The 1,068-nt window shown below is 73.3% G+C and carries 1 protein-coding gene; it reads right to left on the bottom strand.

What is annotated here, in order from left to right; genetic code table 11:
• Positions 1-10 precede the first annotated feature (10 nt).
• A partial coding sequence (gene rfaE2, locus D477_RS20760) for a D-glycero-beta-D-manno-heptose 1-phosphate adenylyltransferase (RefSeq protein WP_005275488.1) occupies positions 11-1,068 on the bottom strand: 1,058 nt, incomplete at its 5' end.

The raw sequence follows: 1,068 nt of genomic DNA, 5'->3' as shown, positions 1-1,068 counted from the left end.
CCGCCAGCGCTCATGCCGGTCCCGTTCCGGCCGCCGCTTCCCCCGCCCCGTCCTGGGCGCGGATGCGCTTGACGACCGCCGTCGTCGAATGGTCCGAGACGTAGTCCAGGATGGCCAGCTGCCCGCCGTAGGCTTCCACCGCGGGTGTTTCGGCGAGCATCTGCGGCGAGTAGTCCCCGCCCTTGGCGTAGATGTCCGGCTTCAGCGCCTCGATCAGCGGGATCGGAGTGTCCGTGTCGAAAACGGTCACGTAGTCCACACAGCTCAGCGACGCCACCACGCCGGCGCGGTCGGCGGCGTGGTTGATCGGGCGGTCCGGGCCCTTCAGCCGGCGTGCCGAGGCGTCGCTGTTGAGCGCGACGACGAGCACATCGCCCAGTTGCTTGGCCTGGGTCAGGTAGGTGGTGTGGCCGCGGTGCAGCACATCGAAGCAGCCGTTGGTCAGCACGATCCGCCGCCCGGCGGACCGCTCCGCGGCAACGGCGCGGGCAAGTTCTTCGGCGCCGAGCGCGGCCTCGGTGAAGGCGCCCAGGTGCCCGGCGAGGTCCGCGGTGGTGCACACCGACGTGCCCGGGCGGTGGACGACGACGTCCGCTGCCACCTGCGCCAGGTCCTGGCTGGTGGTCAGCGGCAGGCCGGCCGCGCGGGCCAGGGTCAGGCAGGCCACGAACGTGTCGCCCGCGCCGGAAGCCTGCTTCTCGCTCACCGGACTGGCCCACGTCCGGTGCGCACCGCCGTCGTTATTGACCAGCAGGGTGCCGTCCCGGTCCAGGGTGGCCACCACGGCTTCCGCTCCGGTGGCGGCCAGCAGGTTCCGGCTGGCATCGGCGACCAGGCCCGCCCGGTCCGCGTCCGGCCCGAACTCCAGGTCCAGCAGCCGGGCGGCCTCCTGCGCGTTCGGCGTGACCAGGTCCGGCCGCAGCGTGCGCCACTGGCGCAGGTTGTGCGCGTCCACCACCAGCAGCCTGTCCGCGCGGTGCGCCTGGAGCGCCTCCTGCACCGGGCCGGGGAGGGCACCGGAACCGTAATCGCACAGCACGACGGCGGCGGAGCCCGCCACGGCGTCCG

This window comes from Arthrobacter crystallopoietes BAB-32, from assembly GCF_000328305.2.
In the GTDB taxonomy this organism is placed as follows: Bacteria; Actinomycetota; Actinomycetes; order Actinomycetales; family Micrococcaceae; genus Crystallibacter; species Crystallibacter crystallopoietes_A.
Note: the sequence above shows the minus strand (reverse complement) of the source record. Positions and strands in the feature narration are given on the sequence as shown.